This window comes from Arthrobacter sp. 8AJ (genome assembly GCF_902506025.1).
Taxonomy (GTDB): domain Bacteria; phylum Actinomycetota; class Actinomycetes; order Actinomycetales; family Micrococcaceae; genus Arthrobacter.
This window is the reverse complement of sequence record NZ_LR733289.1, coordinates 337,596-362,415: the sequence shown is the minus strand read 5'-3', so window position 1 is coordinate 362,415 and position 24,820 is coordinate 337,596. Positions and strand designations below refer to the sequence as shown.

The following is a 24,820-nucleotide window of genomic DNA, read 5'->3' as shown; positions in this document are numbered from 1 at the left end:
CATGCGCATCGTGATCGCCCCGGACAAGTTCAAGGGATCCCTGTCCGCCCCGGAGGTGTGCAGCTTCCTGGAAAGGGGCCTGCAACGCGGGACTGGCGGCAACCTTGACATCGTCCAGATTCCGGTGGCCGACGGCGGCGAGGGCACCCTCGACGCCGCCGTCGGCTCCGGCTTCACCCGGCGCACGGCTACGGTGGCCGGACCCACCGGGCAGCCGGTGGAAGCCGAGTTCGCCGTCCGGGGCCACGAAGCCGTCATCGAAATGGCCACAGCCTCCGGGCTGGCGCTGGTCCCCCGGGTAAAGGACGGCGGCCGCCCCAGCCCGGCGCATGCCACCACGGCCACCAGCCTGGGCACGGGGCAGCTCATCCGTGCCGCGCTGGACGCGGGTTGCCGCCGCATCGTGCTGGGCGTTGGGGGCAGCGCGAATACCGACGGCGGTGCGGGGCTCCTGCAGGGCCTCGGTGCCAGGTTCCTGGACAGCCGCAACAACGAACTTCCCCCGGGCGGTGCTGCGCTGGCCAACCTGCACAGCATCGACTTCACCCACTTTGAGCCCCGCCTGGTGGACACCCGCTTCGTGCTGGCATCCGACGTCGACAACCCCCTGCTCGGCGCCCAGGGCGCCGCGGCGGTTTTCGGCCCGCAAAAGGGTGCCACACCACAAGACGTCGGCATGCTCGACGCCGCCCTGGCCAGGTTTGTCGAAGTCCTGGCCAGGGAAATCGGATTCCGCGCCGTCAAGGCCGCCGAGGCTCCCGGGGCCGGGGCGGCCGGCGGCGTGGGCTACGCCGCCATCGCAGCCCTGGCCGCAACGCGGCGGCCGGGAATCGACGTCGTCCTCGAATTCACCGAACTGGCCGAAAGGCTGGCCGGCGCCGACCTGGTGATTACCGGCGAAGGCAGCCTGGACGAACAAAGCCTGCTCGGCAAGACCCCCATGGGTGTTGCCAGGGCCGCAGCAGCGCAGGGCATTCCCGTCATCGCGGTGTGCGGGCGGACCACCCTGGAGCACAGCCAGGCCGCCGCTGCAGGATTCGAAGGCGTTTACGCTTTGACCGAGCTCGAAACCGATGTAAACAGGTGCATATCAGAGGCCGGCGAGCTTCTGGAGCAGCTGGGCACCCAGATCAGCAAGCGGCTGGCGGCCGGACGGCCTGCCGGCGCTGCAAGTACCAAGGAGGACCTCCGTGTCTGAAGAACGTTTTGACCTGGTCATCCGGGGCCAGCGCATCCTCACCACCGCCGGCATCGCCCCGCGCGAAGTGGGCGTCCGCGGCGGCAAGATCGTCGCCATCGAGCCGCTGGGCAACGGCCTGGCCGGCACCGAGATCGTCGAACTGGCCGACGACGAAACCCTGCTCCCGGGCCTGGTGGACACCCACGTCCACGTCAACGAGCCCGGCCGCACCGAGTGGGAGGGCTTCGCTTCCGCCACCCGCGCAGCTGCGGCCGGCGGCGTCACCACCATCATCGACATGCCGCTGAACTCCGTCCCGCCCACCACCACGGTGGAGAACCTCAAGCTCAAGCGCGAGGTGGCCGAGGACCAGGCCTTCATCGACGTCGGCTTCTGGGGCGGCGCGATCCCCGGCAACAAGGCAGACCTCCGTCCCCTGCACGACGAAGGCGTGTTCGGCTTCAAGTGCTTCCTCCTGCACTCCGGCGTGGACGAGTTCCCGCACCTGGACGCGGATGAGATGGAAGAGGACATGGCCGAGCTGAAGTCCTTCGACTCGCTCATGATCGTCCACGCCGAGGACTCGCACGCCATCGACCGCGCACCCCACCCCGGCGGCGACCACTACGAGACCTTCCTCGCCTCCCGCCCCCGCGGTGCCGAGAACAAGGCCATCGCCGAGGTCATCGAACGAGCCCGCTGGACCGGTGCGCGTGCGCACATCCTGCACCTGTCGTCGTCGGACGCCCTGCCCATGATTGCCAGCGCCAAGCGCGACGGCGTCAAGCTCACCGTGGAGACGTGCCCGCACTACCTGACGCTGATGGCGGAGGAAATCCCGGACGGTGCCACCGCCTACAAGTGCTGCCCGCCCATCCGGGAAGCCTCCAACCGGGAACTGCTGTGGCAGGGCCTGCAGGACGGCACCATCGACTGCATCGTCTCGGACCACTCCCCGTCCACCCTGGACCTCAAAGACCTGGAGAACGGCGACTTCGCCGTGGCCTGGGGCGGCGTCTCATCCCTGCAGCTGGGACTGTCCCTGATCTGGAGCGAGGCCCGGCACCGCGGCATCCCGCTGGAACAGGTGGTGTCCTGGATGGCGGAGAAGCCTGCCAGCCTGGCCCGGCTCACCAACAAGGGCCAGCTGGCTTTGGGCTACGACGCCGACTTCGCCGTGTTTGCCCCTGATGAGGCGTTCGTGGTGGACGTGTCCAAGCTCAAGCACAAGAACCCCATCACGCCTTATGACGGCAAGACCCTCGCCGGCGTGGTCCGCAAGACCTTCCTGCGCGGCGCCGTGGTGGACGGCCAGACCCCCACGGGCAAGCTGATCCGCCGCGGCGGCGTATAAGGGCCCGCCATGGCAGTGGAAGCCCACCATCCGCGGACGGCGGTCCCGCATCCGGTTCCGCACGGCGTTCCGCACCGGGTTCCGCCCAGGCGCGCCACCGCCCACGGGCTGGCCGTCTGGGTGGTCCCGGCCGAAGGGACCAGCCCGGATATCCTGCGCCACGCCGCCCAAATGGTCCTTGCCAGGGCCCTCGAAACTGCTCCGGAGGCGGAAGTCCATTGGCCTGCCGCCGGAGCCCCCACGTCCGGGGTCTCCGCCAATGCGGAAGGAGCCGCAGCCGACTCCTCTCGCGTTCCTTCCATGGCGGAGAACCCCGGCGCAACCGCGGCCGACGGCGGCACCCGCCTGCCGCCGTCGGCCGGCCCCGTCAGCAGGGTCGCCGTGGACCTCGCCGCCGACTCCGTCCTACTGGACGGCAGGCCGGTGGCGCTGACCGGCGTCGAATACAAGGTGCTGCGCTACCTGGTGACGCACCTGTCCCGCACGGTAGGCCGCGAAGAGCTGCAGGAGTTCCTGGAATCGTTGGATTTTCCCGGAGCCACCGCACGTTCCATCGACGTCTACGTGGGCAGGATCCGCAAGAAACTGGGCAATGCCCGCCATGCCGTGGCCACTGTCCGCGGCGGCGGCTACCAGTTTATGCCGGGCCCGCACGCAGCCGTTCGGGGTCCGGCGGAATACTGCATATGACGCGCTGGTTTGTATCAGTAAGCGGTGACCCGCTTCACTTGATGTTTGGCCATCACTGACCGAGTCTTACAAAGGAACGCCATGAGCCCCACCCTGACCACCAAGCTTCAGCCCGGCACCCCGGCTCCTGATTTCACCCTCCGGGACGCCCAGGGCCGCGAGACCTCTCTGGCCGATTACCGTGGCAAGAACGTCATTGTCTACTTCTACCCGAAGGCCGCGACCCCCGGCTGCACCACCGAGGCCTGCGACTTCCGCGACAGCCTGGCCTCCCTGCAGGGCAAGGGCTACGAGGTAGTGGGCATCTCCCCCGACGCGCAGGAAGCCCTGGCCGGCTTCAGCGGCGACTTCTCCCTCACCTTCCCCCTCCTCTCCGACCCCGACCACGCGGTTGCCCTGGCCTACGGCGCCTGGGGCGAAAAGCTGGTCCAGGGCGAAATCCACGAAGGCATCGTCCGCTCCACGGTTGTGGTGGACCCTGAAGGAAACGTCACCCTGGCCCAGTACCAGGTACAGGCCGACGGCCACGTCGGCCGCCTCAAGGAAGCCCTGGGACTCTAGCGCCCATCACTTCCTGCAGCATTTCCACGGACGCCCCGGCACCTGGTGCCGGGGCGTCCGGTGTTTAATGCGCAGTTTCTGCCGCCACCTGCGCATACGACGCGGAAACCCGCCGGTAGACCGGGGCAAGGAAGGCCAGCAGTGCGGCCGCGATCATGATGATTCCGGCCACCAGGAACACCAGGGCGATGCCGCGGGAGGTGCCCTCACCCAGCAACGGCGCCAGGAGCGCGGCGCCCTCCGCGGACCGCGCATACGGGATGATCCAAAACTGGGCGATGGGCGCGACGAGGAACGCCGTGACGGGGGCCGCGGCGGACTCAAACGCCATGGCGAACCCGAAGACACGCCCCTGCCGTTCCAGCGGCACCACCCGCTGGATGACGGTTTGTTCTGCCGCCTCCACGAACGGGACCAGCACCAGGTACAGCCAGATCCCCAGGATGTAGAGCCACGCCCACTCCCGCAGCGTAAAGACCGCGCCGAGTACGCCCATGGCCGCCACGGCGACCAGGAGGGTGCGCAAGGGGTTGGCGCCGAGCCCGAACTTGCCGATCAGGGCACCGCCAAGGATGAATCCCGTGGATCCAACCGCGAAGACCGCACCCCAAATCTCCACCGAGAACATTTCCAGCCCGTACGGGTCCATCAATGCCATGTAGACGCCGCCGATGAAGTTGTTGAACGTTGAAAACAGGATCAGCGCGAAGAGCCCCGATATGGCCAGCACTGCCGTGAACGAGCCCCGGAGGTCGAATCCGCCGTGGGCGTCCGATGCCGCCGCACGCATCTCCTCGGGCATCCGGAGGGTCAGCAGGTGTGCCGCAGCCAGCGCCGTAAGCACCAGCGCGACGGCGATGGTCCAGCCCATGCCCAGCAACCCGATGGACAGCCCGGACAGCAGGGAAGTGACGATGAACATCAGGCCCTGCACCATCCCCACCAACCCGTTGGCATTCGCCCGCCGCTCCGGCTCGATGAGGATGGTCACCGTGGTGGACAGGGCGATGTTCCGCATGTTCTCCACCACGGCGCCCACCAGGATGATCAGGGTGAAAATCCAGAACCACGGCTGACCCAGGTCCAGCAGGGACGGGGCAGGCGTGAGCAGGAACATCACCCCGGACAGTAGGAACATCACCAGGGTGAAGGCGGCGGCGAACCGCATCACGGCCAGCTTCCGGCAGCGGTCCACGAACGTACCGAAGCTGATACTGGACAGGGCAATCAGCAGCATGTACGCGCCGCCCACCACCCCGGTGGCTATGACGTTGCGCGTCTCCAGGTACAGCCAGAACGTCAGGGCGAACCACAGGTAGCTGGTGGTGATGTTGGCCAGTGCCGTGTTGACCAGGATTCCGGCGAAGGTGCGGGAGCGCTCAGCCGGCGTTCGTAGGGAGGCGGCAACGGTATCCGGATCCGCGGCAGCACTGCCCGGTTCCTGCTGGGTCATGCGTCCCAGTGTAGTGAGGGGCACCAGGAGCCAACAGGGTGGAAACTGGGCTGATGGGGAGACAATCAGTTCCGCGGGATGGGGAAGGGATGGTCATGGACAGCGAAACGGACAAGGAAACACCTGCAGCCGGAGCGGATCCCCGCCTGGCGCTGCTGCTGGCCTCGATCTTTCAGGCAGGCGACGACGCAACAGTGGAGCTCACCGTGGTGGTTGATGGTGCCGTGATCTCCGGATCGGCTGTATCGGAGCACGCCTGGACGCAGCGGCAAAATGACCAGGTCCGGATCGGCAGCTGGGCCATCGCCGGAGTTCTCGACGCCTATGGTTCCCCAGCGGGCGAGGCCGGCACGGAAGCCCAGCCACGGTACCTCCACTTCCTGGCGCCGGTGCTGCTCTCAGGGGGAACCAGGGTTCCGCTGCAGGCCACCCGGGTTGACGTGCGCAGGGTCGCCGCCTGGAGCATCGGCCGGATTCCCGGCGACTAGGATCGCACCATGGCCATTGAGGTGCGCCCGGCAACCAGCTTCGAGGACGTCAAAATACTCGTGGGGCCCAAACGGCCCGACGCCACCGTCTGCTGGTGCCTGAGCTACCGGATTCCCTCGAAGCAGAACGTGTCATTGCGGGGCGAAGAGCGCGGGGAGCTGGTCAGGCAGCTGGTGGCGCAGGATCCACCGCCAGGCGTGGTGGCGTACGACGGCGGCGAACCGGTCGGGTGGGCAGCGGTGCACCCGCGCGCGGACACCAGTTTCGCCCGGAACCGCAGAATCCCGCATGTGGATGACAGGGACGCCTGGTCTGTCTGGTGCTTGCGCGTCCGTCCCGGCCAGCGGGGCAAGGGAATCTCGCACCACCTGCTGGCCGGCGCAGTGGCTCTGGCGCGCGCTTATGGGGCTCCCGTGGTGGAGGGCTATCCGGTGGACAACGGCGGCCACAAGGTGGACCTCACCATGGCTTATGTGGGAACCCGCAGGCTGTTCGAGGATGCCGGCTTCACCAAGGCGGCAGACACAACCTCGGTGCTCAACGGCTTTCCCCGGGTGCTGATGCGCCTGGAGCTGGCATGACGGCGCTACTTCCGGCGCCAGTACTTCCCCCAGTCGACCTCCATGGCCCACAACGCAAGCAGCAGCGCGTCCATGGTCATGAGTCCTGCCATCAGGTACGACCAGCCCAGCAACAAACTCACAGCAATCTCCTGACTATCCCCCAGCCAATCGATTGCTGCTAAGTGTGGCACCTACAGGGCCGCGACGGAATGCCCTCCGCCCGCAGTCTTTAAAAGGGCCTCAAGCCTGTGGTGTGCCTCGGTCTCCAGCTTGAGCCGGTGCGTGAGCCTTTCCACCTGGCGGGACATGTCCTCCCCCACCTGCAGCCGGTCCCCCGGCCAACTGGATACTTCCCGCGATTCGGCGAGCGCATGCTCAAGTTCCCGGGCGGCGGCCCGCACTTTCCGGGAGTGGAAGAGGACGCGCAGCAGCGCCCTGGCTTTGTCCATCCCGCTCTTTTTGACGTATTCCATTGGCTTCCCCGCCTTCCGCAAGCCGAACAGCCCCCGCGCGGATCGTCGTCGTACCCTGTTGTCTGGAAAGCTGTTGCCGTTCTTCGAGTGTGACCGGCGTTCCTCAACGTCCCGGCAAGCAGGTGCCAAGATTTCCGCAAGATCTGCTGGGTGCGGAATTAATGCATCGGGACCTGTCAGCCACGTCACGGGAAACTGTGAAGCCTAAGACATGCCCTGTGCGCCTTAATACTGTAGAAGTAGAGCTATGGTCTCTCCCTCCGAATCCCGCCGTGCGGTTGTCATCGAAGATGACCCGGACATCCGCGGACTGCTGGTCCGTGTCCTGGTCAAGCAGGGCTTCGACGTCACCCAGGCGGGAGCCGGCCTGCCGGGCGTGGAGGAGGTCCGCCGCCGCAAGCCCGACCTGGTGACGCTGGACCTCAACCTGCCGGACCTCGACGGACTCGAGGTCTGCAAGCTGTTAAGGGAGTTCTCGGACGCCTTCATCGTGATGCTCACCGCGCGGGCAGACGAACTGGACAAGCTGACCGGCCTGGACAACGGCGCCGACGAATACATCAGCAAGCCGTTCAGCCCCCGCGAGCTGCAGTCCCGGATCAACGCGCTGTTCCGCCGCCGGCCCTCCGCCGCCGCTGAATCCGCAGCCCGCGGCGAGCTGGAACGCGCCACCGAGGTGCAGCAAAGCCTCCTCCCAAAGGAGGACATCCGGGTGGACGGCTACGATGTGGCGGGCCTCTTCCGGCCCTCCCGCAATGTGGGCGGCGACTTCTATGACTGGTACCAGACCCCGGGCGGGCTCCACCTGACGTTCGCCGACGCCATGGGCAAAGGCATGGGCGCGGCACTGATCGCAGCCACCGTCCGCGCCGTCATGCGCTCCACCGGCCTGCGCCAGGATCTCGACGCTGGGTTCGCCTCAGCCAGCAAGGCGATCGCTGCGGACCTGGACTCCTCCAACTCCTTCGTCACCCTGTTCCACGCCCGGCTGGACGCAGCGTCCGGCAACGTCAGCTACGTCGACGCCGGCCACGGCCTTGCGCTGCACGTCCAGCCCGCAGGCCCGGCGGACCGCCTCCCCTCCGCAGGACCGCCAGTGGGTGCCTGGCCCGGGACCCAGTGGCCCCAGGCAGAACTGGAACTGGCCCCGGGGGATTCCCTGGTGGTGGTCAGCGATGGCGTCCTGGACGTCTTTGAATCAGTGGAGGACTTCACCGACGCCGTGCAGGAGGCCACGCAGGCGGCTGCTTCGGCGCAGGAAGCGACCAACTCCATCCTGGCCCTCGCCCCCGCAGAGACCGCCGAGGACGACGTCACGGTGGTCGTGGTCCGCCGGCTCCCCCGGGAGGTGGCCGCGTGACCCGCTTCTGGACCCGCGTGGTGGTGGTGCTCACCGTCCTGACCGGCCTGAACTACATCGCCTGGCGCTGGGCGGCATCCCTCAACTGGGATGCCTGGTGGATCGCCCTCCCCCTGGTGGTGGCTGAAACTTACAGCCTCATCGACGTCATGCTCTTCGGCATGACGGTGTGGAAGCTGAAGATCCGCAAGGGGGCGCCGCAGCCACCGCACGATGCCACCGTGGACGTCTTCATCACCACCTACAACGAGGACCTGGACATGGTCCTCACCACGGCGCTGGCGGCCCAGAAAATCCGGCACCCGCACAGCACCTGGATCCTGGACGACGGCGCACGGCCGGAACTCAAGGCGCTGTGCGAACAGCACGGCCTGGGCTACGTCACCCGGAGCGAAGACTGGACCAAAGACCTCCCCCGGCATGCCAAGGCGGGCAACCTCAACAACGCCCTCATGGTCACCCACGGCGAGTTCCTGCTGATCCTGGACGCGGACCAGATCCCCGAGCCGGACATCCTGGAAAAGACCCTGGGCTACTTCAACAACCGCCGGGTGGCCCTGGTCCAGACACCCCAGTACTTCAGCAACGTTCCTGACAGCGACCCGCTGGGCAGCCAGGCACCGCTGTTCTACGGCCCCATCCAGCAGGGCAAGGACGGCTGGAACGCCGCCTTCTTCTGCGGCTCCAACGCCATCCTGCGCCGCGAGGCCCTGATGCAGCTGGGCCTGGTGGGCTACGTCAAGGAGACCGAAAAGAGCATCCGCCGCGCTTTGGCCGCCTCCCGGGCAGCCATCAAGCAGGCCCGGAAGTCGGCGGACGTGGAGTCACCCCTGGTGACGGAGGTCCTGGACGAGGTGGAGGCTGCCACCCGCGAAGCCCAGGAGGAAGTGGACGCCGGCCGGCCCCTCAGCGAGGTCACCTACCGGGTCCGCCGCCGCGTGGACGCCGCAGTGCAGACCCTGGTCCAGGCCGACGTCGCAGCCCTGCAGGCGGACCTTGAGGAAATCGCCGCCATGAAACTGGCCCACGTGGGCGAGTCCGGCGTCCCGGTGGTTGCGGACGACGCAGTCCAGCGCATGTCCGCCCGTGACTGGTCGCCCCTGGGCGCCCTGGAATCCGTCCAGGCCGTGCTGGATGCGCTGACCGTGGAACGCAGCAACGAAGCCCAGCCCGTCATGCCCCTGGCCACCATTTCCGTCACCGAGGACATGGCCACCGCCATGCGCATGCACGCCATGGGCTGGGAGAGCGTCTACCACCACGAGATCCTGGCGTACGGCCTGGCGCCCGAGGACATCGCCACCATGCTGACGCAGCGCCTCCGCTGGGCCCAGGGCACCATCCAGGTGTTGCTGCGGGAGAACCCCCTGGTGCAGAAGGGCCTCAAAATCGGCCAGCGCCTGATGTACTTCGCCACCATGTGGACGTACCTCAGCGGGTTCGCCGCCGTCATCTATTTCGCGGCCCCCATCATCTACCTGCTGCTGGGCATCCTGCCGGTCAGCAGCCTCAGCTGGGACTTCTTCATCCGGTTCATCCCGTTCATGGTGGTCAACCAGCTGCTGTTCGCCGTGGCCGGCCGCGGCATCCCCACCTGGCGCGGTCAGCAGTACAGCCTTGCCCTGTTCCCCACCTGGATCAAGGCGTGCACGACGGCGGCCCGCAACGTCTGGTTCGGCCGTCCCCTGGGGTTTGCGGTCACCCCCAAGGCCCGCCAAAGCGGCGGACCCAGCTGGAGCCTCATCCGGCCCCAGATCGTGGTGTCCGTCCTGCTCGCCCTGGCCGCCGTCGTCGGAATTGTCCGCCTGGCCACCGGGCTGGCGGAACCGCTGGGCACCCTGGTTAACGTCGTCTGGGTGGTCTTTGACCTGGTGGTCATGAGCATCCTGGTCCGCGCCGTCCTCTACAAGGGGTACGAGCCGGCCGCAGAACCTGCAAACAGAGAGGAATCCTGATGGAGTTCAGTTATGAGGTCAAAGACTCGTACGCGGAGGTCAAGGCGGACGGGCGGCTGAACATGGTCTCCGCGCCCAAGCTGCGCGAGTTCGTGACGGACGTGATCGCGGGCGGGTCCAACCGGATCGTGGTCAACCTGGAAAACACCGCGTTCATGGACTCCTCGGGCCTCGGCGCGCTGATCGGCTGCCTGAAGGCCGCCCGCCAGGCCGGCGGGGACCTGCGGATCGCTGCCGTGCAGCCGCAGGTGAACATGGTGCTGAAGCTGACCAGCATGGACAAGGTCCTCACCGCCTACTCCACGGCCGAGGAGGCGTTCAGCAATGACTGAGGTCCTGGCTTCGCGCAGCTTCCGGGGACCCGCCGCCGAGGACGCCATCGAGGCAGTCCACAACGACCTCGACAGCCTGTGGCTCGACGTTCCGTTCGTCAACGACATGGACCAGATGACGTTCACCACCGCGGTCATCGAGTCCGCGTCCAACATCGTCCAGCACGCCCAGCCCGCCGGGGACCGGGACGTGGAACTGGGTGTGGAGACCACCGTGCAGCCGGCCATGCTGCAGGCACGGGTCAGCGCCTACCACGCGAAGCCGCCGTTCGGCCCCATGGAGCCGGCCGTCCCCGGCGAGGACGCAGAGTCGGGGCGCGGGCTGGCCCTGATCGAGGCGCTGGTGACCACGGTGACCTTCGAACGCCAGGACGGCACCAACACCTGGGTCCTGTCGCGCACGTCATCACAGGACTAGGGTTCCCGAACGGCTTGACAGTGCACCGCACCTGCTCTTGAATATTACGTATGCTGAAATAACAGTTCCATGATGCGGAAGCCTTGCAGTGCGCAGGCGCCGGGTTGTCCGGCATCCGCATAGCCGTCACCATGGATGCCAGCATGACCCCAAGGATTGCGACCAGCATGAAGCTTGCCGAATTCAACAGGGCGGATCCCGCCGCCGCCCAAGCCATCCTCCGGCCCTGCATCGACGTCAGCCGCTGGGTGGAGGCGGTGGCCGGAGCCCGTCCCTACGCAGACCGCGACGGGCTCCTGGCGTTTGCCGCCAAGGCTGCCAGCCCATTCACACCGGCCGAGGTGGAAGCCGCCATGGCCCACCACCCCAGGATCGGGGAACGCCCGACGGCGGCCGGCACCGAGGCGTCCATGTCGCGTTCCGAGCAGGCCGGCGTGGACCCGGCGGACACTGCCGTCGCGGACGCCCTGGCGCGCGGGAACCGGGAGTACGAGGACAAGTTCGGCCGCGTCTTCCTGATCCGGGCAGCCGGACGCAGCGCGCAGGACATCCTGGCGGCGCTGGACCAGCGGCTCACCAACTCCGCCGAAGAAGAAGACAGGATCGTGGCCCAGCAGCTGCGCGAAATCGCCGTACTGCGGCTCGAAGGAGTGATCAGCGAATGAGCGTCTCCCATGTGACCACCCACATCCTCGATACCGGCGCCGGGCGCCCGGCGGCAGGTGTCGCCGTCGTCCTTTCGAAGAACGACGCCGGCACCTGGCGTGAGCTGGCCGTCTCCAGCACCGACGCCGACGGCCGGGCCAAAAACCTGGGGCCGGAGCAGCTGGATCCCGGCCACTACAAACTGAACTTCGCCACGGGCGCCTACTACGCGGGTTTGCAGACGCGGACGTTCTTCCCGGAAGTGGACCTGGTCTTCGAGGTCACCGGCCCCGAGCACTACCACGTGCCCCTGCTCCTGAGCCCGTTCGCGTACTCCACCTACCGCGGCAGCTAGCGGGTCCCCGGGGCTTCCGCAGCCCGGCCGGCCTGCCGCAATGTCACGGCCGTCACACTAACCGGCATAGGATCAGGAAGTATGGCTTCGAATAAGGAAACTGAATCCGATACCGATGCGGAAGGCGGACAGTCCGGCGGCGTGCAGTCCGTGGAGCGGGCCCTGACCGTCCTGGAGATCCTGGCACGGGAGGGACATGCGGGCGTGAGCGAGATAGCCGAGGAAATGGGGATCCACAAGTCCACCGTGTCCCGGCTAATGGGCTCCCTGGTCACCCGTGAGATGGTCCATCAAAACAGTGAACGGGGCAAGTACCAGCTCGGTTTCGGGATCCTTCGCCTGGCCAGCTCCATTCCCGGCCGCCTGAGCCTGGTGCGCGAGGCAAGGCCCGTCCTGGAGAGCCTGGCGGAAGAGTTCAAGGAAACCGTCAACCTGGCCGTCCTGCGCTCCAACTACGCCGTGAACGTGGACCAGGCCATGGGCCCCTCCACCCTGGCCACTTACGACTGGGTGGGAAGCCTGACCCCGCTGCACGCCACCTCCAGCGGCAAGGTCCTCCTGGCGGCACTGGAGGCGGACGACCGGGACCGGATCCTGAAGGAGACGGGCCTGACTGCCCGCACCGCCCGCACCATCACCTCCCGCAAGGAGCTGGACGCACAGCTGCTCGAGGTAGTGGCCAAAGGGTACGCGGTGGTGCGGGAGGAGTTCGAGATCGGCCTGAATGCCGTGGCAGTGCCCGTCTACAATCACCAAGGCGTCGTCATCGGTGCCCTCAGCATTTCCGGGCCGGCATTCCGGTTCGACCCGGAGAAGATCCCGGGCCTGCTGGACACCCTCAAGGACGCGGGACTCAAAGTCAGCGCCAACATGGGTTACACGCGGCACTGACAGCCGCCAGAGTCAACACGGCAATGACCCCGGGTTCGTTGGAACCCGGGGTCATTGCCCTCTTAAGGGCAGTTTGCCCGTTTCCGGCCGCCTGCAGGATGCCCTTTCGCTGCACGGCGCCCTTGACTTTGAAAGTGACGTACAGCACTCTTGTTGCTTAGCGCGAACTCTGTTGATCTTTGCGGAACACCTCCCCCATGGGGCTTAGGGCCCTGACATCGCTGGCGAACGGCCAGGCGGCAACCCCTCCGCGGATTGCGCTGCCCCCAGCCAGCACTAAACGCAAGCCCATGGACTAGCCAAAGGACCCGCTTTCATGGCCATTAACAGTGACCTGAGCTCCGCCAAACCCAAAGCGCCGCCTTCAGGGGACGTTCCCCCCGAGCCGCTGGACACCTATCAAGAGGAAGAGACAACGACCCTTCCCGCCGTCAACGAACACGAGCAGATCCTGGAGGAACTGAGGCAGAGCAACAGGGAGCAGGCCGTCTCCCAGCGCCGCAACCGGAAGCTGACCCTGGACAAGGCGACGTTCGGCATCACCGGCGCCATCGCGCTGGCGTTCGTGGCGTGGGGGTTCCTCGACAAGGACGGCCTGGCCACCACTTCGAAGGACGCCCTCGACTGGGTCATGGAATACACCGGCTGGCTCTTCATGGTCCTCGCGTCCCTGTTCGTCGTCTTCGTCCTGTGGTTGGCCCTGGGCAAGTTCGGCAACATTCCACTCGGCAAGGACGGTGAGAAACCCGAGTTCCGCACGGTGTCATGGATCGCCATGATGTTCGCTGCCGGAATGGGCATCGGCCTGATGTTCTATGGGGTGGCGGAGCCGCTGTACCACTTCGTCTCTCCCCCGCCCGGAACCGTTGACGGCCGGACCCCCGCAGCCATCCAGACGGCCATGGCCACCTCGATCTTCCACTGGACCCTGCACCCTTGGGCCATGTACGCGGTGGTGGGCATCGCCATGGCCTACGGCACCTACCGGCTGGGCCGCAGGCAACTGATCTCCGCTGCCTTCACCTCGCTGTTCGGCATCAGGACCGTAGAGGGGCCGGTGGGCAAGGTCATCAACATCCTGGCCATCTTCGCCACCCTCTTCGGCACCGCCGCGTCACTGGGCCTGGGCGCCCTGCAGATCGGCAGCGGCTTCACGTCCAACGGCTGGACAGGCGAGATCGGAACACCCGTGCTCGTGGGCATCGTGGCGATCCTGACAGCCTGCTTCATCGCGTCCGCCGTGTCCGGCATCAGCCGCGGCATACAGTGGCTGTCCAACGTCAACATGGTCCTTGCGGTGGTCCTCGCCCTCATCGTGTTCGTGGCGGGCCCCACTCTTTTCATCCTCAACCTCATCCCCTCGGCGGTCGGCGACTACTTGCGCGATCTGGCCGAAATGTCCTCCCGCACTGAGGCCGTAGGCGACGAGGCGCTCCGGACCTGGATGTCCGGCTGGACCATCTTCTACTGGGCCTGGTGGATTTCCTGGACGCCCTTCGTGGGCATGTTCATCGCCCGGATCAGCCGGGGCCGCACCATCCGCCAGTTCGTCACCGGCGTACTGCTGGTCCCCAGCATTGTCAGCGTCATCTGGTTCGGCATCTTCGGCGGCACTGCCTTCCATATCCAGCAGGAAGCGGACAAAGCCGGCACGCCTGGCCTGATGACCGTCACCGACGGCAAAGCAACCATCGATTTTGACGGCGCCCTGTTCAACCTTGTGAAGAACCTCCCCCTGCCCCCGTGGATGATTGCGGCCGTGATCGTCCTGGCCATGGTCCTGGTGGCAATCTTCTTCATCACCGGCGCCGACTCCGCTTCCCTGATCATGGCGTCGCTGAGCTCCAACGGCAGCTCCGACCCCAAGCGTGCACTGGTCATTTTCTGGGGCGCCCTCACCGGCGCCGTGGCCGCCGTCATGCTTCTGGCCGGCGGCGACCAGCCCTCCGAAGCGTTGTCAGGCCTGCAACGGATCACCATCGTCGCGGCCCTGCCGTTCGTGGTCGTCATGCTGTTGCTCTGTTTCGCCATCACCAAGGACCTGCGCAGGGACCCCCTCTCCCTGCGCCGCCGACTGGCGGACTCTGTCGTGGAACGGGCCATCCGTACCGGCGTTGAGCAGCACCGCGGTGTCCAGTTTGAGCTGGTGACAAAGCATGAATGCGCCGAAGGATGCGCCCAAGGCGCAAACTGCACGGGCACGGGTCCGGACGTGGAAGAGCCGGAGCCGGAAAAGGCAGCCATACGGTAGCAGTGTGGAACACATGAAGCCCCGGCGCGGGACGCGCCGGTGCTCATGGTTATAGCCTGCATTGGAAGCGGCAGCTCCCTGGGCGCCAGGGAGGGCTAAACCCAGATTTGGTAGCCGGAGGACTTGTCGAAAATGCGCCGGGTGCTGATGCCCTCGGCGGCGATCCAGAGCACCGAGCCGTCCTCCGCAGCCTGGTCCACCACCCCGCTGGCCACGTACTCCCCCCGCAGCCACACCTCGACGCTGCGGCCGGGCAGGCGGGCCCAGTCGGCCCGGAGGCCGAGAGCCGTTTTCGACGTGCCGCCGCCCTGGCCATCCTGTTCGAGGTCAGGGTCGGTGGCATCACGTGGGGCTTCAAGGGTTGCCTGGGAATTCACTGGTCACTCCGATCGCCGGCGCCGTCGCCGCTCGAATCCATCACTGATATTTGATTGATATATCAATCCGGATCCAGTGTATGGCCCAGGTCACACTCCGTGTCAACAGATGCCCGGGGCGAAAGGCGCTAGGCCTTGAAAAGCGCCTCCCGGACCGCGCTCTCGAATCCACTTACGTGGACGCGGGCAAGCTCCGCAGCCCGCTCCTCATCACCGTCGATGACGGCGCGGAGCAGATCGAGGTGTTCACGAACATGGTGGGACAGGTCCGGCAGCCGGTCAATGACCATGCACCAGATGCGCGTTGCCAGGTTGTCGTAGCGGATCAGGATGTCTTCCAGGTGCGGGTTGGCGGCGGCGGCGTAGATGCCCTGGTGCACCTGGGCATCCAGCTGCAGCGTCTCGGTCACGCTCGCCGAGGACACATCGAACGCCTCAACCTTTTCGAGGGTGGCACGCAGCTCGTCCCGGACGGCGGGGGAAGCCACCCGTGCGGCACGGGCGGCCGCGAGGGGCTCGAGCTGGGCGCGGATCTCCGAAATAAAGGAAAGGTCGGTCACGTCCACCCGGGTAGCGAAAGTGCCACGCCGCGGGTAGGTCTTCACCAGCCGGTCCAGCTCCAGCCGCTTCAGGGCTTCGCGTACCGGAGTCCGGCCCACACCCAGATTCTTGGCCAGGAGCTCGTCGTTCAGCAGCTCTCCGGGCTTGATTTCAAGGGTCAGCAACCAGTCGCGGATGCTCTCGTAGGCGACGTCAGCAAGGGACTTCTTCCCCATGGCGTCCGCCACCGCTAAAGCTTCGAATGCCATGCTGAGCCCCTTCTTCCCAACCAGAAAAAAACTATTGACCTCGCCTGTGGACCAGTATACGCTGGCACCCAATCTAATATATCAGTCCGTTGCTTTTGAATATATCTAGAAGGAGCAGGGTATGACCCTCATCGAAACAGCCCCAGCAACCACCACCCTGCCGGCACTCAAGGAAGAGCAGCCGCAGAAGTTCGTACTGACCCTGTCCTGCAAGGAGCAGGCAGGAATTGTGCAGGCCGTCACCACGTTCCTGTTCGAGCGCGGCTTCAATATCGACGAGCACCAGCAGTTCGACGACAGCCTGCGCGAGACACTCCACCTGCGCACCGCGTTCTCCGGCTCCCCCAACTACACGCCCGCCATGCTCGAGGAAGAGTTCGCGGGCATCGCCAGCCGGTTCGACATGAAGTTCAGCTTCCACGACCAGACCGCCAAGCGCGTCCTGGTCATGGTGTCCAAGTTCGGCCACTGCCTCAACGACCTCATCTTCCGCTGGCGGGGCGGCAGCCTTGGCGGCGAACTGGTTGCGGTCGTTTCCAACCACGAGACCCACCGTGCCATGGCGGAAGCCGCAGGGCTCCCCTTCATCTACGTCCCCGTCACCCCTGACACCAAGGCGGACGCAGAGCGCCGGCTGCTGGAACTGGTGGATGAGTACGAGGCCGACCTCGTGGTCCTGGCCCGTTACATGCAGGTTCTCTCCGACGATCTCTGCCGGGCGCTGGAGGGCCGTGCCATTAACATCCACCACTCCTTCCTCCCGGGCTTCAAGGGCGCACGCCCCTACCACCAGGCCTACGACCGCGGCGTCAAGCTGGTGGGCGCCACCGCCCACTACGTCACCGCCGACCTGGACGAGGGTCCGATCATCGAGCAGGAAGTCATCCGGGTGGACCACACCTACGGCCCGGCCCAGCTGTCCACCGTGGGCCAGGACGCCGAGGCACTGGCTCTCTCCCGCGCCGTCCGCTGGCACTGCCAGCACCGCGTGCTGCTGGACCAGACCAGCACCGTGGTGTTCCGGTAAGCACCCCTCGTTCGCAGACATGACCCGTAAAGCAGCAGGAGAGACCCCCTTGGAATCGTCACCACGCATTGTCATTATCGGAGCCGGCATCGTCGGCACCAACCTCGCGGATGAACTCGTCACCCGGGGCTGGAACAACATCACTGTCCTGGACCAGGGCCCCCTCAACATGCCCGGCGGCTCCACCTCGCACGCCCCGGGACTGGTCTTCCAGACCAACCCCTCCAAGTCCATGGCCCTGTTCGCCAAGTACACCGTGGAGAAGCTGCTGTCCCTGACCGAGGACGGGACCAGCTGCTTCAACCAGGTGGGCGGCCTTGAAGTTGCCACCACCGAAACCCGCCTCGCCGACCTGAAGCGCAAGCTCGGCTACGCGCAGGCGTGGGGCATCGAGGGCTCCATCCTCTCCGCGGCCGAGTGCAAGGAGCTCTACCCGCTCATCAATGACGAGGACATCCTCGGCGGCCTCCACGTTCCCAGCGACGGCCTCGCATTGGCCGCCCGCGCCGTACAGCTCCTGATCAAGCGCACAGAGGCCGCGGGCGTGAAGTACATCGGCAACACCGAGGTGACCGGCATCGAGCAGTCCGGCCGCCGGGTCACCGGCGTCCAGACCCCCGACGGCGTGATCCCGGCAGACATCGTCGTCTCCTGCGCCGGCTTCTGGGGTGCAAAGGTGGGCGAGCTGATCGGCATGTCCGTGCCGCTGCTGCCTCTGGCCCACCAGTACGTCAAGACCACCCCGGTTCCGGCACAGCAGGGCAAGAACGAACTGCCCAACGGCGCCCGGCTGCCCATCCTCCGGCACCAGGACCAGGACCTCTACTACCGCGAACACGGCGACCGCTACGGCATCGGCTCCTACGCCCACAAACCCATGCCCGTGGACCTGGACGAGCTCGGCAGCTTCAAGCCGAATGAGATCAGCGAGCACAACATGCCGTCCCGGCTGGACTTCACCCTCGAGGACTTCCTCCCCGCCTGGGAGGCCACCAAGCAGATCCTGCCGGCCCTGCGCGAAAGCGAGATCGAGGACGGCTTCAACGGCATCTTCTCCTTCACTCCGGACGGCGGCTCGCTGGTGGGCGAGTCCAAGGAACTGGACGGCTTCTTCGTGGCCGAAGCCGTCTGGGTCACCCACTCGGCGGGCATCGCCCGCGCCGTGGCCGAGCTCCTGGTGGACGGCAAGTCCTCCATCGACCTGGGCGACTGCGACATCCACCGCTTCGAGGACGTCCAGCTGACCCCCGAGTACGTCAGCGAAACCTCGCAGCAGAACTTCGTGGAGATCTACGACGTCCTGCACCCGCTGCAGCCCAAGCTCTCCCCGCGCAACCTGCGCGTCAGCCCCTTCCACGCCCGTCACAAACAGCTGGGCGGCTACTTCCTGGAAGGCGCCGGCTGGGAACGCCCCTACTGGTTCGAGGCCAACGCAGAGCTCCTCAAGGAGATGCCCGCAGACTGGCAGCCGCCGGCCCGCGACTCCTGGTCCGGCATGTTCAGCTCGCCGATTGCCGCGGCCGAGGCATGGAAGACGCGCACCGCCGTCGCCATGTACGACATGACCCCGCTCAAGCGCCTCGAAATCTCCGGACCCGGCGCCCTGAAGCTGCTGCAGGAACTGACCACTGCGGAAATGAACAAGAAGCCCGGAGCCGTCACCTACACGCTCCTGCTGGACGAGCAGGGCGGCGTCCGAAGCGACATCACCGTGGCCCGCCTCGACGAGCAGACCTTCCAGCTCGGCGCCAACGGCAACATCGACACCGCCTACTTTGATCGGGCAGCCCGGCACCAGACCGAAAGCGGCAGCGCCGAAGACTGGGTCCAGGTCCGCGACACCACCGGCGGCACCTGCTGCATCGGTCTCTGGGGTCCGCTGGCCCGTGAAGTGGTCGGCGCGGTCAGCAGCGACGACTTCACCAACGACGGCCTGAAGTACTTCCGGTCCAAGAATGTCGTAATCGGTGGCGTGCCCGTCACGGCCATGCGCCTGTCCTACGTCGGCGAGCTGGGCTGGGAGCTCTACACCAGCGCCGACAACGGCCAGCGCCTCTGGGACGCGCTGTGGAAGGCCGGCCAGCCGTTCGGCATCATCGCCGCGGGCCGCGCCGCCTTCAGTTCCCTCCGCCTGGAAAAGGGCTACCGCTCCTGGGGCACCGACATGACCACCGAGCACGACCCCTTCGAGGCCGGCCTGGGCTTCGCCGTGAAGATGGCCAAGGACAACTTCGTCGGAAAGGCAGCCCTGGAGGGACGCACCGAAGAAAACTCCGCGCGGCGCCTGCGCTGCCTGACGGTCGACGACGGCCGCAGCCTGGTGTTGGGCAAGGAGCCGGTGTTCTACAAGGACCAGGCGGTGGGCTACGTCACCAGCGCCGCCTACGGCTACACCGTTCGCAAGCCCATTGCCTACTCCTACCTGCCTGCGGAAGTCTCGATCGGCGACTCCGTGGAAATCGAGTACTTCGGACGCCGGATCGTCGCTACGGTCACCCAGGACCCGCTGTACGACCCCACCATGACCCGGCTCCGCGGCTAGCACCATGATCAGTTCAGAAACAGTCAGCAGCTACCTCGCCCGGTTGGCCGCAAAGCAGCCGACGCCGGGCGGGGGCGCCGCCGCGGCCCTGCACGCGGCCCAGGGCGCCGCCCTGGTGGCCATGGTGGCGCGTTACACCACCGGCGCCAAATACGAAGAGCATGCACCACTGGTAGGGCGCATCACCCAGGCCGCCGACGACCTTGTCACCGAGGCACTGCGCCTGGCTGAAGCGGATGAACAGGCCTTCCAGGCAGTCATCGACTCCTACAAGCTCCCGTCCGGCACTGATGACCTCAAGGCCGCCCGGGCGGCCGGGATCCAGGCCGCGCTCGTCCAGGCAGCACAGACCCCTGCCCGGCTCATCAAGCTGTCGGGGGCCATCGTGGACCTCGCCACCGAACTGTTCGGCATCGCCAACGCCAACGTCATCAGCGACGTTGCGGCGGCCGCTGACGCCGCCCGTGCAGCTGCCACCACGGCGCGCGTCAATATCGACATCAACGTCGTTGCGGTCAAGGATCCGGAGGCACGCGCGCTGCTTGCCCAACAGACGGACGGCATTGAAGAGAAAGTGGTCCTGGCGGCAGATGCCCTCTCGGCCCGCGTTCGCGAAAGGATCCTGGGTTGAGCACAGCAGTACTATCCGGAAAGCCTTTGGCCGGTTTGTTCCAGCAGGAGGTCCAGGACCAGGTCCGGTCGCTTGAACGGGACGGCGTCCGACCGGTTGTTGCGGTGGTCATGGCGACCGCCGATGAGTCGACGCGCTGGTACGTCCGTTCCATCGAGCGGGCAGCGGATCGCGCCGGAATCGGCTGCCGGATCATCGACCTTGGCCATGATGCAACGGAACCGGCGCTGGCCAGGGTCCTGCGGGACCTGAGCGCCGAACCGTCCGTGAACGGCATCATCCTGCAAACCCCGCTGCCGGAGGGTGTCCGGACCGACAACCTGGTGGGCCTCATCAGCCCGGAAAAAGACATTGACGGCGCCAATCCGCTGAGCCTGGGACGGCTGGCCGTCGGCCAGCCGGCCTTTGCTCCTGCTACCGCGCGCTCCGTCGTCGAAATCCTTGACCACTACGAGGTTCCCGTGGCGGGCAAGGATGTGGTGGTGGTGGGCCGGTCCGCCGTTGTGGGCAAGCCGCTGTCCCTCCTCCTGCTGGCACGCGATGCCGCCGTGACGGTCTGCCATTCCAGGTCGGGTCCGCTGGAGCGCTACACCAAGGATGCCGATGTCGTGGTGGTCGCGGCCGGCCGCGCCGGGCTGCTGACTGGCAGCCACGTCTCCTCCCGGACGGTCGTGGTCGACGTCGGCACGAACGTCCTTGCCGACGGCTCGCTGGTGGGTGATGTGGACGAAGCCAGCGTCACCGGGACCGCAGCGGGGCTCACCCCCGTTCCTGGCGGCGTCGGCTCCGTGACCACGGCACTGCTGCTCCTGCACACCGTGGAGGCCGCGCGCCGGCAATCGTCCTCCACGCCGCTGGAGTCCGAAGCCGTGGAGGCCCAGGTCCTGGAAGCGGCGGGCTAGGAAGGGCACAGCGTCAGCAACGGGTGTCCCGTTTTTCGTAAAAGGTGCTTCGGTGGGCCTAAGACCTGGGGAGGTATTCCTCATCGAAGCACCGTTTTCGGAAAACGGGGCCCCGCAGCCGGCATTTGCCGGTGAAACAGCAAGGAGGAGGCCCGTATGCCTGCCAATGGACCCACAGCCACCGTTTCCAGGAGTACAGCCGTGCCGGGTCCCGCGCCGGGCCCCATCCCGGAACGGGGCTGCATACCGTGGTCCGAAGCGCGCCATGTCGCCTTCGGCTCGGCCAGTCCGCTCCCGCCCGTGGCCGTCCCGCTCGCTGACGCCATTGGGCGGACCTTGAGCCGGGACGTCACCGCACTCCAGGACCTGCCGCACTATGCCTCGTCCGCGATGGATGGCTGGGCCGTGAACGGACCGGGCCCCTGGCTGTTGGCCGGATCCGGCCAGCAAGGATCCCTGCCCCGTGAAGGCAACAGATTTTTACCCGCAAACAGTGCCGCCGTGATTTCCACCGGCGGCCTGGTACCGCATGGTGCCGATGCCGTCCTGCGGAAGGAAAGCGGCCTGGCCGCACGGGACACCAACGGCAACCAGGTCCTGACACTCCGCCCGGAGGCGAAGGCCGGCGAGGCGCGCAGCGGCCAGCACATCCGTCCCGCCGGGCAGGAAGCCCGGTCAGGGGAGGTACTCCTACCTGCCGGCACTGTCCTCAATCCCGCGCAGGTGGCCCTGGCTGCGGCGGCAGGGCACGACACCGTGCAGGTCCGCGCCCGGCCCGCTGTCGCCGTCGTACTCACCGGGGCTGAAGTGGTGACGCAGGGTGTCCCGGCCCCCGGGCAGGTCCGTGACACCTTCGGCCCGCAACTGGGAAACGTGGTGTCCCTCCTCGGCGGTGTTGCCGGGAGCCCGCAAAGAATCGGTGATTCCTTTGGCAGCTGGCTGGATGCCCTGGACAGCCTCGTCCTGCCCGCCGGCGGCGCAGATGTCATCATCACCACCGGTGGCACCGGTAAGTCAGGGACGGACCATTTCCGTGCCGCCATCGATGCCCTGGGCGGCCAGCTGCTGGTGGACGGCATCGCGATGCGTCCCGGCCATCCGGCCGTGCTCGCCGGGCTTCCGGACGGCCGGTTCGTGATCGGTCTTCCGGGCAATCCCCTGGCGGCCGTGATGGCCCTGCTCACTGTCGGCGCACCCCTGATCGCCTCGCTTGGGGGCGCGCAGCCGCCTCCGTTGCAGCTCATGATGTCCGGCTGCGACCTTGAGGGCGATCCGGGAAGGACACGCCTGGTCCCCTGCCGGTTCCTGTCCGGCCTTGCGTTCCCCGTCCAGCACACCGGGCCCGGCATGATGCGCGGGCTTGCCTGGGCCGACGCGGTCATGGCCGTTCCTCCCCAGGGCGTTGACTCGGGGGGACCCGTTCCCGTGCTCCCGCTTCCGTGGGCAGCACCAGAAACCCCAAGGACCCCCGGGGCGGAGGCCGCCAACCCACCCTGACGCAGAGGTTTGCCCTGCTTCCCCCCTCACCGGGCACTCGATATGGCAGAGGTCTTCCTGTCCCAGCGGTCAGGGCCTTTGGTGGGCCCCGGAGTACCCGGCAGGAGCGCCTACACACTTCGCCTTTAGGGGGTCACACTCTTGACATTGAATGTGAGCTGGCGCACGATTTTGTTGCATACAGCGAAGGTTGTTGATCATCACGGAACGAAGCTCGCCCGGATACGCTCCTCCCGTCCCCCCGGCTCCACCCGTGATGACTTTGGGGAACAGACGAACGAATTCATGATGGCCGATCCGAAAGGGGCCCTGCCCCGTGCATCGGCCGCACAACGGCTGCCAGCATCATGCGGCAGCGCCAGATCACCAAAGGAAACTGTCTATGACTATCAGGGATGGCAGCACCATCGATCAAAGCAGCGCAGGGCGCCGGAACCGGGGAACGACGCCGAAGCCTGTCCGCGGGTCCAGGAAACAGCGCTCTGGCACCTTCAGCGGTTTGCGCTGAAGCCGGAAGGGAACGAATCTTAATGATCAATCCGACCAAGACGACGGCAACCGTCGACACCTCCTCATCAAAAGAGACCAGCTCCAGGTTCAAACGCCGCTTCATGGTGCGGCTTGTCGCGGTCTTCATCGGCGGGATGTTCCTCGACGGCTACATCCTCGGAATCATCGGCCCCGTCACCGGACCCATGCGGTCAGATCTCCAGCTCGACGCACTGTCGCTGGGCATGATCGCTGCCGGCCCCCTGGCAGGCATTTTCATCGGCTCCCCGCTGGCCGGCTGGGCTACTGACAAGTTCGGACGCAAGCCCATGTTCCTCGTGGACATGGGGCTGTTCCTGGTGGCCTCAGCTGCCCAGTTCTTCGTAACCTCCGGAGACGGCGCCGTAATCCAGTTGGCGCTCATCCGATTCCTGATGGGCGTCGCGATCGGCGGCGAGTACTCCATCGGAGGGCCACTGCTGTCAGAGTTCTCCCCTCCAAAGCTCCGCGGACGGTTGCTCGGGCTGACCCTGATCGCCTGGTACGTCGGTTTCATGATGGCATTCATCATTGGCACTCTCCTGCACGACGCCGGCACCCCCTGGCGCCTTGTCATCGGCACGAGCACCATACTGGCATTCGTTCTTTTCATCGCCCGCATAGGCCTCCCCGAATCGCCGAGCTGGCTCATCACGAAGGGACGGCGTGAGGAAGCACTCGCGATCGCCCACAAATACGTCGAATCGCCGCAGATGCACAACAGCATCACCGAGGAGATCGATCTGAGGATGATCCAGGAGGCCCAGGCCGCGAAGGGCCGGACCAAAATCAAGAACGCCTCCTTTGGAATGTTGTTCTCGAGGGAGCACTGGCGCACCACCCTCTTCACCGCGGGCTTCTGGTTCTGCGCGGTAACTCCGTACTTTGCGATCGCGACCTTCGCCGACGACGTGCTCAGCCAATTCGGCTTCGGCGGCGGCTGGGCAGGTGGAGTCGGCCTGTCCGCACTTGCGGCCGCGGGTGTTGTCACCACCGTGCTTCTGATTGACAAGCTGGGCCGCCGAATCCTCACCGTGCCCGGACAGTGGCTCTGCGCAGGCATCCTGCTGGTCATCGGCGTCTGGGCGGACGCACCGGCGATCCTCGTGCTCGCCCTGTTCCTCGCATTCTCCTTCTTCAATGCCGGCTACACCACATTGACCCAGGTCTATCCGGCCGAGGTATTCCCCGCACCCCTGCGCGGCATCGGCATGGGCTTCGCCGCGGCTTTCAGCCGCATCGGAGCCGCACTCGGCACCTTCGCCCTGCCGTGGGCAATCAGCAACATCGGCTTGGGCCCAAGCATGGTGGTGGCCGCCGTCGTCGCATTGCTCGGCGCAATCCTCTCGCAATGGCTCGCGCCTGAGACGAAGGGGCGCACCCTTGCCGAGATCTCAGCAGACGTTTCCCACTGACCCCGGGACCGGACGGCCAAACGCCGCCGGATAACCGGAGATGCACCAAAGAGGCCTTCGCCGCACCAGCGGCGGGGGCCTCTTTGCCGCCTGCGGACACAGCGCCGCCCATCCCCGCAACA

Annotated in this window: 24 protein-coding genes; 20 read left to right on the top strand and 4 right to left on the bottom strand. The window is 66.4% G+C overall.

Features of this window, described 5'->3' with window-relative positions; genetic code table 11:
• Position 1 precedes the first annotated feature (1 nt).
• From BACI349Y_RS01715 to bcp, 4 genes are all read left to right on the top strand, one after another.
• Positions 2-1,198, top strand: coding sequence for a glycerate kinase (locus BACI349Y_RS01715; RefSeq protein ID WP_159629895.1), 1,197 nt, complete (start codon positions 2-4; stop codon positions 1,196-1,198).
• Positions 1,191-2,534, top strand: a complete 1,344-nt coding sequence (allB, locus tag BACI349Y_RS01710; protein ID WP_159629893.1) for an allantoinase AllB — start codon at positions 1,191-1,193, stop codon at positions 2,532-2,534. Before BACI349Y_RS01715 ends, allB begins: the two co-directional genes overlap by 8 nt.
• Positions 2,535-2,543: 9 nt before the next feature.
• Complete coding sequence (locus tag BACI349Y_RS01705; RefSeq protein ID WP_159629891.1) at positions 2,544-3,224, top strand: winged helix-turn-helix domain-containing protein; 681 nt, start codon at positions 2,544-2,546, stop codon at positions 3,222-3,224.
• A gap of 81 nt (positions 3,225-3,305) precedes the next feature.
• Positions 3,306-3,785, top strand: a complete 480-nt coding sequence (gene bcp, locus BACI349Y_RS01700) for a thioredoxin-dependent thiol peroxidase (protein WP_159629889.1) — start codon at positions 3,306-3,308, stop codon at positions 3,783-3,785.
• Positions 3,786-3,849: 64 nt separating this feature from the next.
• On the opposite strand, the gene BACI349Y_RS01695 is transcribed toward bcp, so the two are convergent.
• Positions 3,850-5,238 (bottom strand): MFS transporter, encoded by a 1,389-nt coding sequence (locus tag BACI349Y_RS01695; protein ID WP_159629887.1) that lies wholly within the window; start codon positions 5,236-5,238, stop codon positions 3,850-3,852.
• Positions 5,239-5,333: 95 nt separating this feature from the next.
• Between BACI349Y_RS01695 and BACI349Y_RS01690 the strand changes: the two genes are divergently transcribed.
• Both BACI349Y_RS01690 and BACI349Y_RS01685 read left to right on the top strand, forming a co-directional pair.
• On the top strand, positions 5,334-5,726 hold the full coding sequence (locus BACI349Y_RS01690) for a hypothetical protein (RefSeq protein ID WP_159629885.1): 393 nt from the start codon (positions 5,334-5,336) through the stop codon (positions 5,724-5,726).
• 9 nt (positions 5,727-5,735) lie between these two features.
• A complete protein-coding gene (locus BACI349Y_RS01685; protein WP_159629883.1) occupies positions 5,736-6,308 on the top strand; it encodes a GNAT family N-acetyltransferase in 573 nt (190 codons plus the stop codon).
• Between the two features lie 173 nt (positions 6,309-6,481).
• Here BACI349Y_RS01685 and BACI349Y_RS01680 read toward each other — a convergent pair whose 3' ends face one another.
• The gene (locus BACI349Y_RS01680) at positions 6,482-6,763 is read right to left on the bottom strand and encodes a hypothetical protein (protein WP_224023239.1); all 282 of its coding nucleotides are present in this window, start codon (positions 6,761-6,763) and stop codon (positions 6,482-6,484) included.
• 247 nt (positions 6,764-7,010) lie between these two features.
• Between BACI349Y_RS01680 and BACI349Y_RS01675 the strand changes: the two genes are divergently transcribed.
• The 8 genes from BACI349Y_RS01675 (at position 7,011) to BACI349Y_RS01640 (ending at position 14,970) form a co-directional block, all read left to right on the top strand.
• On the top strand, positions 7,011-8,123 hold the full coding sequence (locus tag BACI349Y_RS01675) for a PP2C family protein-serine/threonine phosphatase (RefSeq protein ID WP_159629879.1): 1,113 nt from the start codon (positions 7,011-7,013) through the stop codon (positions 8,121-8,123).
• A complete protein-coding gene (locus BACI349Y_RS01670; RefSeq protein ID WP_159629877.1) occupies positions 8,120-10,078 on the top strand; it encodes a glycosyltransferase family 2 protein in 1,959 nt (652 codons plus the stop codon). Before BACI349Y_RS01675 ends, BACI349Y_RS01670 begins: the two co-directional genes overlap by 4 nt.
• Positions 10,078-10,410 carry an STAS domain-containing protein gene (locus tag BACI349Y_RS01665; protein WP_159629875.1) on the top strand — a complete coding sequence of 111 codons (333 nt, stop codon included), beginning with the start codon at positions 10,078-10,080 and terminating at the stop codon, positions 10,408-10,410. Before BACI349Y_RS01670 ends, BACI349Y_RS01665 begins: the two co-directional genes overlap by 1 nt.
• On the top strand, positions 10,403-10,828 hold the full coding sequence (locus tag BACI349Y_RS01660) for an ATP-binding protein (RefSeq protein ID WP_159629873.1): 426 nt from the start codon (positions 10,403-10,405) through the stop codon (positions 10,826-10,828). The genes BACI349Y_RS01665 and BACI349Y_RS01660 overlap by 8 nt, the downstream gene beginning before the upstream one ends.
• Before the next feature lie 167 nt (positions 10,829-10,995).
• Positions 10,996-11,493: a 2-oxo-4-hydroxy-4-carboxy-5-ureidoimidazoline decarboxylase gene (uraD, locus tag BACI349Y_RS01655; RefSeq protein WP_159629872.1), complete on the top strand. Its 498-nt coding sequence runs from the start codon at positions 10,996-10,998 to the stop codon at positions 11,491-11,493.
• A complete protein-coding gene (uraH, locus tag BACI349Y_RS01650) occupies positions 11,490-11,828 on the top strand; it encodes a hydroxyisourate hydrolase (protein WP_159629870.1) in 339 nt (112 codons plus the stop codon). Before uraD ends, uraH begins: the two co-directional genes overlap by 4 nt.
• An 81-nt stretch (positions 11,829-11,909) precedes the next feature.
• A complete protein-coding gene (locus BACI349Y_RS01645; protein WP_159629868.1) occupies positions 11,910-12,719 on the top strand; it encodes an IclR family transcriptional regulator in 810 nt (269 codons plus the stop codon).
• A gap of 316 nt (positions 12,720-13,035) precedes the next feature.
• Positions 13,036-14,970, top strand: a complete 1,935-nt coding sequence (locus tag BACI349Y_RS01640) for a BCCT family transporter (RefSeq protein ID WP_159629866.1) — start codon at positions 13,036-13,038, stop codon at positions 14,968-14,970.
• 95 nt (positions 14,971-15,065) lie between these two features.
• On the opposite strand, the gene BACI349Y_RS01635 is transcribed toward BACI349Y_RS01640, so the two are convergent.
• Both BACI349Y_RS01635 and BACI349Y_RS01630 read right to left on the bottom strand, forming a co-directional pair.
• Positions 15,066-15,347, bottom strand: a complete 282-nt coding sequence (locus BACI349Y_RS01635; protein WP_159629864.1) for a hypothetical protein — start codon at positions 15,345-15,347, stop codon at positions 15,066-15,068.
• Between the two features lie 128 nt (positions 15,348-15,475).
• Positions 15,476-16,156 carry a GntR family transcriptional regulator gene (locus tag BACI349Y_RS01630; RefSeq protein WP_159629862.1) on the bottom strand — a complete coding sequence of 227 codons (681 nt, stop codon included), beginning with the start codon at positions 16,154-16,156 and terminating at the stop codon, positions 15,476-15,478.
• 121 nt (positions 16,157-16,277) lie between these two features.
• On the opposite strand from BACI349Y_RS01630, the gene purU reads away from it, so the two are divergent.
• The 6 genes from purU to BACI349Y_RS01600 all read left to right on the top strand — a co-directional run bounded on the left by purU (position 16,278) and on the right by BACI349Y_RS01600 (position 24,698).
• Positions 16,278-17,183, top strand: a complete 906-nt coding sequence (gene purU / locus BACI349Y_RS01625) for a formyltetrahydrofolate deformylase (RefSeq protein WP_159629860.1) — start codon at positions 16,278-16,280, stop codon at positions 17,181-17,183.
• Between the two features lie 49 nt (positions 17,184-17,232).
• Positions 17,233-19,725, top strand: coding sequence for a GcvT family protein (locus tag BACI349Y_RS01620; protein ID WP_159629859.1), 2,493 nt, complete (start codon positions 17,233-17,235; stop codon positions 19,723-19,725).
• Positions 19,726-19,729: 4 nt separating this feature from the next.
• Positions 19,730-20,356, top strand: a complete 627-nt coding sequence (locus BACI349Y_RS01615) for a cyclodeaminase/cyclohydrolase family protein (protein ID WP_159629857.1) — start codon at positions 19,730-19,732, stop codon at positions 20,354-20,356.
• Positions 20,353-21,258, top strand: a complete 906-nt coding sequence (locus tag BACI349Y_RS01610; RefSeq protein WP_159629855.1) for a bifunctional 5,10-methylenetetrahydrofolate dehydrogenase/5,10-methenyltetrahydrofolate cyclohydrolase — start codon at positions 20,353-20,355, stop codon at positions 21,256-21,258. The genes BACI349Y_RS01615 and BACI349Y_RS01610 overlap by 4 nt, the downstream gene beginning before the upstream one ends.
• A 156-nt stretch (positions 21,259-21,414) precedes the next feature.
• Entirely contained in the window at positions 21,415-22,755 is a 1,341-nt protein-coding gene (locus BACI349Y_RS01605; RefSeq protein ID WP_159629853.1) for a molybdopterin molybdotransferase MoeA, read from the top strand.
• Positions 22,756-23,285: 530 nt separating this feature from the next.
• The gene (locus BACI349Y_RS01600; protein WP_159629851.1) at positions 23,286-24,698 is read left to right on the top strand and encodes an MFS transporter; all 1,413 of its coding nucleotides are present in this window, start codon (positions 23,286-23,288) and stop codon (positions 24,696-24,698) included.
• The last annotated feature ends 122 nt before the right edge of the window (positions 24,699-24,820 follow it).

What these genes read in the sequence shown, in the direction of transcription:
- BACI349Y_RS01715 (WP_159629895.1), top strand. Translation starts at nt 2, where the DNA reads ATGCGCATCGTGATCGCCCCGGACAAGTTCAAGGGATCCCTGTCCGCC.
- BACI349Y_RS01680 (WP_224023239.1), bottom strand. Translation starts at nt 6,763, where the DNA reads ATGGAATACGTCAAAAAGAGCGGGATGGACAAAGCCAGGGCGCTGCTG.
- uraD (WP_159629872.1), top strand. Translation starts at nt 10,996, where the DNA reads ATGAAGCTTGCCGAATTCAACAGGGCGGATCCCGCCGCCGCCCAAGCC.
- BACI349Y_RS01645 (WP_159629868.1), top strand. Translation starts at nt 11,910, where the DNA reads ATGGCTTCGAATAAGGAAACTGAATCCGATACCGATGCGGAAGGCGGA.
- uraH (WP_159629870.1), top strand. Translation starts at nt 11,490, where the DNA reads ATGAGCGTCTCCCATGTGACCACCCACATCCTCGATACCGGCGCCGGG.
- BACI349Y_RS01615 (WP_159629857.1), top strand. Translation starts at nt 19,730, where the DNA reads ATGATCAGTTCAGAAACAGTCAGCAGCTACCTCGCCCGGTTGGCCGCA.
- BACI349Y_RS01685 (WP_159629883.1), top strand. Translation starts at nt 5,736, where the DNA reads ATGGCCATTGAGGTGCGCCCGGCAACCAGCTTCGAGGACGTCAAAATA.
- BACI349Y_RS01695 (WP_159629887.1), bottom strand. Translation starts at nt 5,238, where the DNA reads ATGACCCAGCAGGAACCGGGCAGTGCTGCCGCGGATCCGGATACCGTT.
- purU (WP_159629860.1), top strand. Translation starts at nt 16,278, where the DNA reads ATGACCCTCATCGAAACAGCCCCAGCAACCACCACCCTGCCGGCACTC.
- BACI349Y_RS01600 (WP_159629851.1), top strand. Translation starts at nt 23,286, where the DNA reads ATGATCAATCCGACCAAGACGACGGCAACCGTCGACACCTCCTCATCA.
- BACI349Y_RS01605 (WP_159629853.1), top strand. Translation starts at nt 21,415, where the DNA reads ATGCCTGCCAATGGACCCACAGCCACCGTTTCCAGGAGTACAGCCGTG.
- BACI349Y_RS01665 (WP_159629875.1), top strand. Translation starts at nt 10,078, where the DNA reads ATGGAGTTCAGTTATGAGGTCAAAGACTCGTACGCGGAGGTCAAGGCG.
- bcp (WP_159629889.1), top strand. Translation starts at nt 3,306, where the DNA reads ATGAGCCCCACCCTGACCACCAAGCTTCAGCCCGGCACCCCGGCTCCT.
- BACI349Y_RS01640 (WP_159629866.1), top strand. Translation starts at nt 13,036, where the DNA reads ATGGCCATTAACAGTGACCTGAGCTCCGCCAAACCCAAAGCGCCGCCT.
- BACI349Y_RS01660 (WP_159629873.1), top strand. Translation starts at nt 10,403, where the DNA reads ATGACTGAGGTCCTGGCTTCGCGCAGCTTCCGGGGACCCGCCGCCGAG.
- BACI349Y_RS01675 (WP_159629879.1), top strand. Translation starts at nt 7,011, where the DNA reads ATGGTCTCTCCCTCCGAATCCCGCCGTGCGGTTGTCATCGAAGATGAC.
- BACI349Y_RS01690 (WP_159629885.1), top strand. Translation starts at nt 5,334, where the DNA reads ATGGACAGCGAAACGGACAAGGAAACACCTGCAGCCGGAGCGGATCCC.
- BACI349Y_RS01705 (WP_159629891.1), top strand. Translation starts at nt 2,544, where the DNA reads ATGGCAGTGGAAGCCCACCATCCGCGGACGGCGGTCCCGCATCCGGTT.
- BACI349Y_RS01630 (WP_159629862.1), bottom strand. Translation starts at nt 16,156, where the DNA reads ATGGCATTCGAAGCTTTAGCGGTGGCGGACGCCATGGGGAAGAAGTCC.